At 65.5% G+C, this 8,119-nt stretch carries 8 protein-coding genes; 7 read left to right on the top strand and 1 reads right to left on the bottom strand.

The features are described from left to right. Positions 1–835, bottom strand: an 835-nt coding sequence (locus tag BGRAMDRAFT_RS32985; protein ID WP_198143947.1) for a collagen-like triple helix repeat-containing protein, incomplete at its 3' end; no start/stop codon positions are given. A gap of 654 nt (positions 836–1,489) precedes the next feature. Here BGRAMDRAFT_RS32985 and BGRAMDRAFT_RS32980 point away from each other — a divergent pair. From BGRAMDRAFT_RS32980 to BGRAMDRAFT_RS32950, 7 genes are all read left to right on the top strand, one after another. Further along, positions 1,490–1,657: a Flp family type IVb pilin gene (locus tag BGRAMDRAFT_RS32980; RefSeq protein WP_006053275.1), complete on the top strand. Its 168-nt coding sequence runs from the start codon at positions 1,490–1,492 to the stop codon at positions 1,655–1,657. A 150-nt stretch (positions 1,658–1,807) separates the two neighbouring features. Continuing rightward, a complete protein-coding gene (locus BGRAMDRAFT_RS32975) occupies positions 1,808–2,308 on the top strand; it encodes an A24 family peptidase (protein ID WP_006053274.1) in 501 nt (166 codons plus the stop codon). After that, entirely contained in the window at positions 2,305–2,877 is a 573-nt protein-coding gene (locus BGRAMDRAFT_RS32970; protein ID WP_006053273.1) for a TadE/TadG family type IV pilus assembly protein, read from the top strand. Before BGRAMDRAFT_RS32975 ends, BGRAMDRAFT_RS32970 begins: the two co-directional genes overlap by 4 nt. 91 nt (positions 2,878–2,968) lie before the next feature. Then, positions 2,969–3,910, top strand: coding sequence for a Flp pilus assembly protein CpaB (gene cpaB, locus BGRAMDRAFT_RS32965; protein ID WP_044022077.1), 942 nt, complete (start codon positions 2,969–2,971; stop codon positions 3,908–3,910). A gap of 41 nt (positions 3,911–3,951) precedes the next feature. Beyond that, positions 3,952–5,391: a type II and III secretion system protein family protein gene (locus BGRAMDRAFT_RS32960; RefSeq protein WP_006053271.1), complete on the top strand. Its 1,440-nt coding sequence runs from the start codon at positions 3,952–3,954 to the stop codon at positions 5,389–5,391. Positions 5,392–5,535: 144 nt separating this feature from the next. After that, the gene (locus BGRAMDRAFT_RS32955; protein ID WP_006053270.1) at positions 5,536–6,777 is read left to right on the top strand and encodes a hypothetical protein; all 1,242 of its coding nucleotides are present in this window, start codon (positions 5,536–5,538) and stop codon (positions 6,775–6,777) included. Positions 6,778–6,780: 3 nt separating this feature from the next. Beyond that, positions 6,781–8,119, top strand: a 1,339-nt coding sequence (locus BGRAMDRAFT_RS32950) for a CpaF family protein (RefSeq protein ID WP_044022076.1), incomplete at its 3' end; no start/stop codon positions are given.

The raw sequence follows: 8,119 nt of genomic DNA, 5'->3' as shown, positions 1-8,119 counted from the left end.
GGCGTATCGCCGTGCTCAGCGTCTGCGTGACCTGCTGCACCGGACCGGTCGACAGCGCCGTGCCGAGCACGCTGCCGCCGTTCGTGACCGCGCCGCCCAGCGTGCCGACCGCGCCGCCCAGCGGCGTCGTGAGTGCCGACAACGGAGCGAGCGGGCCGCTGCCGAGGCTCGTCACGAGCTTGCCGGTTTCCGTCACTGCGCCGCCGGCATGTCCGACGACGCCGCCAAGGCTCGACACCGTGGTCCCGACCGCGTTGCCGCCTGTGCCGAGCTGGCCGAGCCCCTGCGTGACGCCGCCGCCGAGCATGGAGACGGCAGCGCCGACTTCGTTGACGATGCCGCCTGCGGCCTGGGTGGTCTGCGGGCTCACGCCCGGCAGCGTCTGTGAGCCGATTACCGTGCCGACGCCCGAGACCGTCGAGCCGACGTCGCCAATCACGCCGCCCGAGTTGCCGACCACGGTGCCGATCGCATTCGCGACCGGCGTCGTGCTTGGGTCGGTGCCGGGATCGGTGTGCGTGTTCGGATCGGTATTCGTATTCGTGCTGGTGTTCGTATTGGATTGGCCGCCCGAACCGCCGCTACCGGAACCGGCCGAGCCCATCGAGCCGCTGCCGCTCCCGGTCGACAGCGTGCCGCCTGCCGAACCGCTGCCTTTGCTGCCGGTGCCCGAGCTGAGGCTTCCCGAGCCTCCGCACGCGCCGAGCGAAAGCAGCGCCGCCACGCCGGCCGCGATCAGCGTGGTGCGCAACGTGACGACGTTCGCCGCCTTCGTGATGCGGATTGTTCCGTTGAGGTTGGTCGTGTGGTTCGTGCCGATTGTTTGAATGTTCATGTCGCCCTCGCATCGCATGTGTTGTGTGTGGTCCTGCTGCGGGCTCTCTCTGCACGACCCATGCCATTTCGACTGACCAATAGCGAAGATTTTCGAATAGGCGTCGCAATGCCTTATCGAATAAGGCGTTGCCGAATTCGATGGAGCAAGCGCTAAATCGGAAAATGCGTGGGAAAAAGGCGCCGCGGCGCATTGGCGATAGCGACGTAACGTAACGGGCCGGGGACGCCGTTACGGAATTCGCCGTAACGCGAGCGCATATCGCGGCGTGTGCCGCTTGAAACATCCTTTCAAATAGTTAATTAGTGCACCGATTCAAAATTATGGTTAATACTATGTGCTGCAACGCACGAACAGCCGTTAACCTATGTGTACGGGAAGAACCAACGGGCAATCATCCGTGCGGGCACACGAGAATTGCTTAAAAAAGATTGTTCAGCTATAAAGCCCAAAAGCCGGACGGATTCACGAGGGAGGTGGGTTATCGAACAGACAGCTCATGCACATCCGTTTTATTGGGGGCGGCCGCAACGCTCAGATGCTGCACGGTAGCAACGCGCACCGGAACGAGAGACCAACGGTGCAGTGCGTGCTGGACCTGGCTGCAACACGCGGCACACAGAATGACGAATAAATCGAAAATCGAGGGTAACAATGAAAAAGTTCACCGCAAGCTTCCTGAGAGATAACCGGGGCGTAACAGCGCTGGAATATGGCCTGATCGCAGGTCTGATCGTCGTCGTTATCGGTTCGACAGTGCAGGGTCTGGGCACGCAGCTCAATACGGCATTCCAGACGATCGCCGGGCTTTTGCCTCATTAGCAAATAAAGCAATGGGGTCTCGGCAAGCACGGCGTAAGGCATTATTAATTTAACGTTTTACGTTCTTATTCCTGCCGGGATCTTGCCTGATAGGCGCACCCGGATTGCGATTGCAATCCGGGTGAATTGATGCGTCTGTCGAGTTCTAATATGCAAGTATCCTTCGTGCTTCTCGTATTCATGCTCTGGTGTGCATGCGTCGCCATTTGCGATTACCGCAGCCGGCATATTTCCAATGTGCTTGTCGTTGTCGGTTTAATAACGGCGGTTTTGTGCGCTCTGTTTAACATTTCTCCGTTCGGTATTTCCGCCGCTCAGGCCGCGGCCGGCGCCGCCGTCGGCCTCGTCGCCCTGTTGCCGTTTTTCGCGCTCGGCATGATGGGCGCCGCAGACGTCAAGGTGTTCGCGGTGCTTGGCGCGTGGTGCGGCGTTCATGCGCTGCTCGGGCTGTGGGCGGTGGCGAGCGTCGCCGCCGGGCTGCATGCGCTGTGGGTGCTCGTCGCGACGCGCACGCGCGTGGCCGCGCTGCTGCAACGCCGGGCGCCTACCTTCGAGTTGGCCGGTCGCCGCTCGACGCCGTTCGCCACATGCCTCACCGTGCCGTTGATGGTATGGCTCGCCGCGCAACTCGTTGTAGGAGGCGCCCGATGATCGCGCGTCCGCAACGCGGCAGGCGGGCCGATTCGAGACCCGCCTCGAGACTGGCCTCGATACCCTCCAACCGTATCGACGCCGCGCCGCGCGTCCCCGCACGCAACGCACACGCACGCAACACACACCCCCGCCGTTCCCAGCGCGGCGCTACCGCGATCGAATTCGCGCTCGTGTTCCCGCTCTTCTTCTGCGTCTTCTATGCGATCGTGACCTTCAGTCTGATCTTCGTCGCGCAGCAGAGTCTCACGCTGGCAAGCGAAGAGGGCGCGCGCGCCGCGCTGAACTATCAGAAAGCGAACGACGTCCCCGCCGCCATCAGCCTGCGCGCCGCGGCCGCGTGCACGACCGCCACAAACATGGTCGCGCAGATGATCAGCACCGCCGCATGCCAGACCGTGCCCGCCGCATGCAGCTACCAGCCGGCCATGACCTGCATTGCCGTGACCCTGACCTACAACTACGCGGCGCATCCGCTGGTGCCGAACTTGCCTCTGCTCGGGCTCGTGCTGCCCGACAACCTGACCAGTACCGCCACGGTGCAACTCAATCCGGTGAACATACTTTGACTGACGCACACGCTCCGATTCCGTCGACTCCGGCTCGCTCGTCCGCGCATGACGGCCACACCGCCTCGCGCGATTCATGGCGCGCCCGGTCATGCTGAAGCTGACCCGCATCGTTGCCGGCGCGCTGATTGCCGTCGCGCTGTTGCTCGGCGTATTCGCCGTGATGTTGCTGCGCCGGCCCGCGCCCGCGCCGGTCGCGTCCGTCAAGCAAACGGTGTTTCCGGTGGTGGTGGCGACGCGCGTGCTGCCCGCGGGCAAGCCGATCGGCGCCGATGCGCTGCGTGTTCAGCCGTTGCCGATCAACCCCAACGGCGCGTTTGCCGATCCTTCGCTGGTCGCGGGGCGCGTGCCCGCCGCCGACATCGGCGCGGACTCGCCGGTGCTCGAGGAGCAACTGTCGTCCGGTCTCGCCGAGCGGATCGAGCCGGGCGAGCGCGCGGTCGCGGTGCGCGTCGAGGAATCGAATGCGGTCGGCAACCGCTTGCGGCCCGGCAATTTCGTCGACGTGTTCTTCACGCTCAAGCGCGACGGCAATATGGGCAGCGGCGGCGAGATCGAGCGTACCCAGGCGCGTCTGTTGATGTCGAAGGTGCGCGTGCTCGCGTTCGGCAACGCGACGGCTGCCGGCGACACGTCCGGCGATCCGAACGGCATGGTCAGGACAGCGGTTCTCGCGGTGCCGGTTGCCGATGTCGACCGTCTGACGCTCGCCGAAAGTTCGGGGCGGCTCGTGTTCGCGCTGCGCAATCCGAAGGATGCCGAAATAATCGACGCCGCGGCGTTCGCGCCGCTGCCCGCGGTGCTGAAGACATCGACGCGAGCGGGCGACGCCGCGCCGTCCGGCGATTTAACGCGCGCGGCCGCCGGCGTCTCGCTCGACGCGCTGTCGGGCGGCGCGGGCAATGCCGCGCCACGCACGCCCGCCGCACCGCATGCAGCGCCGCCCGTCACGCGCGTCGTGAATCATGCGGGAAGCGCGGGCGGCGTCATCGAAGTGATACGGGGTGGGCGCGCCGAAACGGTCGCCCGATAGCGGTTTCAGGGAGCCGCGCGGCCACGCGCGTCCATAAAAAAATGAACAAACGCATTTTCGGGTACGGATTAACGGCGCTGCTGTGCGGCTCGTCGATGGCGATGTCGTCCGCGAGTTTTGCGGCGGGCGGCGCGGAGCAGCTCGACATCGCCGTCGGCTCGCAGCAGTCGCTTGCGGGCGGCCATACGCTGCGGCGCGTCGCCATCGGCGATCCGAGCGTCGCGGACGTGCTCATCATCAAGGGCGACAAAACGGGCGGCGTGCTGCTGATCGGCAAATCGCCGGGCACGACGAACGTCATGTTGTGGGAGCAGGGCAAGGACGCGCCGTTGTCGTATGTCGTGAACGTGAGCTCGCCGGCCGCGAAAAGCTTGCTCGGGCCCGGCACGCCGTCCGTGAAGGTGCTCGGCGACACCGCACTGATCACGGGCGCCGCGCCGACGATGGAAGCGCATCACCGCGCAGCCGCTGCCGCCGAGATCGAGGCACATCAGCGCGCGGCGCTGGGCGGCGCGGGCGGCATCGGCACTGCCGATGGAGCAAAAAGCGGTGCAAACGGCGGACCAAACGGCAGCGCAAACAGCGCCTCAAACAACGCACAAATCTACGACACCTCGACAATCGCGACCCGCTCGGTCGTCCAGGTCGACGTGCGCGTGGTGGAGTTCAGCCGCACGGTCCTCAAGCAGGTCGGCCTGAACATTCTCAAGCAGAACAACGGCTTCACGTTCGGCTCCTTCGCGCCGTCGGCGCTGACCTCGGCGACCTACGGCCCCACGCCGTCGTTCAGTTCGGTCGCGCCGATTTCATCGGCGTTCAATCTCGTGTTCAACTCGGCCACGCACGGCCTGTTCGCCGACCTGAGCCTGATGGAAAGCAACAACCTCGCGCGAATTCTGGCCGAGCCGACGCTCGTCGCGCTGTCCGGTCAGAGCGCGAGCTTTCTTGCCGGCGGCGAAATTCCGGTGCCGATTCCGCAAGGTCTCGGCACGACGTCGATCGAATACAAGCCGTACGGCGTCGGTCTCACGCTCACGCCGACCGTGTTGAGCCCGCAGCGCATCGCGCTCAAGGTCGCGCCAGAAGCGAGCCAACTCGACTTCGCGAACGCGGTGACGATCAGCGGCGTATCGGTGCCCGCGATCACCACGCGCCGTACCGACACCACGGTCGAACTCGGCGACGGCGAGAGCTTCGTGATCGGCGGGCTGATCGATCGCGAAACGATTTCCAACGTGGCCAAGGTGCCGCTGCTTGGCGACCTGCCCGTGATCGGCGCGTTCTTCAAGCAGCTCAACTATCAGCAGAACGACAAGGAACTGGTGATCATCGTCACGCCGCATCTGGTGTCGCCGCTCGCGAAAGGCGCGACCTTGCCGGCCACGCCGGGCGAGCAGTCGGAGCAGCGCAACGCGCCGGTGTGGCGCTCGCTGATCGGCGGCGTGGCGGCGCGCGACGCGGCGCCGGGATTTTCGAAATGAACGCGCGCGGCCAGGCGGCAGCTCGCGGCGCGCGCACGGCTTGCCGCTGCAAGATCGGCGCGCGTCTGCCGCAGTTAGGCTGCGGCGGGCAACGAAAGGCAAAGGCACGCGTCGTTGCGCCGATGCCGCAAGAGGATGGGCACGATGAACGCAAGAACGCACTCGTTGACTGACCGGGCCGTCACCGACTATTTCATGTTTGCGTCGCTCGCCGACGAACATGTGCACTGGCTCTCGGAGACCTTGCTAGCCGCGGGCGCGGTCGAGGCGGTCACGCTCGATCCGTCGATCCTCACGCAGCGCATCGCGACGCTCAATCCGTCGCTCGTATTCGTCGACTTTTCGGGCGGACGCGGCGCGGCGGCGAGCGCGGCGACGAACGCGGTGCGCGCGCAGTATCCGGGGCTCCAGATCGTCGCGATCGGTTCGCTCGCCGAGCCGGAGAGCGCGCTGGCTGCGTTGCGCGCGGGCGTGCGCGACTTCATCGATCTGACCGCGCCCGCCGCCGACGCGCTGCGCATCACGCAGCAGGTGCTCGACAACCTGGTCGAACCGGTGAGCCGGCACGGCCGCGTGACGGCGCTGCTCGGCGCGCGTGTCGGCATGGGCGTGAGCACGCTCGCGACCAATCTCGCGGTCATGCTGCAACGGCGCGACGCGCAGCAGGGCAGGCAGGCGGCGTTACTCGATCTCGGCTTGCCCGCCGGCGACGGCCTGCTGATGCTCAACACCCGCAGCGACTTTCATTTCGTCGAAGCCGTGCGCAATCTGCGGCGCTTCGATCAGACCTTCGTGCACACGGCGCTTTCGCATCACACGAGCGGCCTCGCATTCACCACGCTGCCGCCGAATCTCGCCGACATGCGCGAGATTTCCTATTCGTCGTCGATCAGTCTCCTGAACCGGCTGCGCGCGTTTTTCGACCAGCAGATCATCGACCTCGGCGGCTTCTCGAACATCGAATTCATCGCGCACGTGGTGCGTGCTTCCGACGAAGCGTGGCTCGTCTGCGATCAGGGCGTGGCGTCGATTGTGTCGGCGGTCGGCGTGCTCGAGGCATTGCGCGATGCGGGCACGGACACCGCCAACGTCAGGCTGATCGTGAACAAGTTCGACCCGGACCTCGGGCTCGCCGCCGCGCAGATCGCGGAGCGTCTCGAGATTCCGCTCGTCGCGAGCTTGCCCGATCGCCGCGTGGCGCTCGGGCAGACGGCGAACCAGGGCTTGCTGCTCGCCGATGCCGCCGCGCGCGACCCGTACGTGCGCGCGCTCGAACCGCTGATCGAGCGGCTCGCGGGCCCGGCACACACGAGCGCGCCGGCGCGCGGCAAGTCCGCGTTGGGCGCGCTCAAACGCTTCATCCCAACTTCTTCCAGACGGTCATAGACGATGGCAAAAGAAATCGAATTCGCCGACAACGCGCCGTCGTTTGCGCAAAGCCAGCAGTTCCAGGACATCAAGAACGCCGCGCACGAACATCTGCTCACGCGTATCGAGGAACTCGGCTCGGAGTTCGGCCGCTGGTCGCGCAACGCGATCAATCAGTTCGTCGATCTGGAGATGGACAGCTTCGTGCGGCTGCGGCGCGTGCCGATCAACGAGGCCGAGGTGCGCGCGATTGCCGACGCGTTGACCAAAGAGCTCGCGGGTTTCGGACCGATCGAGGATCTGCTCAACGATCCGGCCGTCGAAGACATCCTGATCAACGGCTATAACGACGTGTACGTGTCGCGCCACGGCATCCTCACGAAGATACCGGTGCGCTTCGCCGACAACGCGCATTTGCTGCGCATCGTGCGGCGCATTCTCGCGCCGATCGGCCGGCGTCTGGACGAATCGAATCCGATGGTCGATGCGCGCCTGCCGAACGGCGGACGCGTCAACGTGGTGATCGAGCCGCTGTCGATCGACGGGCCGATCGTGTCGATCCGCAAGTTTCGCAAGGACCCGCTGCGTCCCGACGATCTGCTCGGCAACGGCACCTATAGCCCCGAAATCGGCGCGCTGCTCGAAGCCGCGGTCATGGCGCGCTGCAATGTGCTGGTGTCGGGCGGAACGAGTTCGGGCAAGACGTCGCTGCTCAACGCGCTCGCCTTTCACATCCCCGAGCCGGAGCGTGTCGTGACGATCGAGGACACGGCCGAACTGTCGCTGAACCATCCACATGTGGTGCGGCTCGAAAGCCGTCCGGGCGGCTTCGACGGCGCGGGCGTCGTGACGATCCGCGACCTGCTGCGCAATACGCTGCGCATGCGCCCGGACCGCATCATCGTCGGCGAAGTGCGGGGCGGCGAAGTGCTCGAAATGCTCCAGGCGATGAACACGGGCCACGACGGCTCGATGGGCACCGTTCACGCAAGCTCGCCGCGCGAGTGTCTGTACCGGCTCGAAATGCTGGCGGGCTTCGCGGGCTTCCAGGGCACCGAGTCGAGCCTGCGCCGTCAGATCGCCAACGCGATCGACTTCATCGTGCAGATCGGGCGGCTTTCGAACGGCCGCCGCCGCATTCTGTCGATCACCGAAGTCACGGGCCTGTCCGACAACATCATCGCGACGCAGGAGTTGTACCGCTACGAGCCGGTGCTGTCCGCGGACGGCGAAGAGCTCGATCAATGGGTGTCGCTCGGCATTCATCCGCATTCGCCGAAGCTCGCACGCTTCCGTCAGCCGCTGGGAGGTGTGGGCTTCGGCGGTAGCGGCGGCGGTGGTGGCGGTTTCGGCGGCGGCT

This window comes from Paraburkholderia graminis C4D1M, assembly GCF_000172415.1.
Taxonomy (GTDB): domain Bacteria; phylum Pseudomonadota; class Gammaproteobacteria; order Burkholderiales; family Burkholderiaceae; genus Paraburkholderia; species Paraburkholderia graminis.
This window is presented reverse-complemented; position numbering and strand designations above follow the sequence as displayed.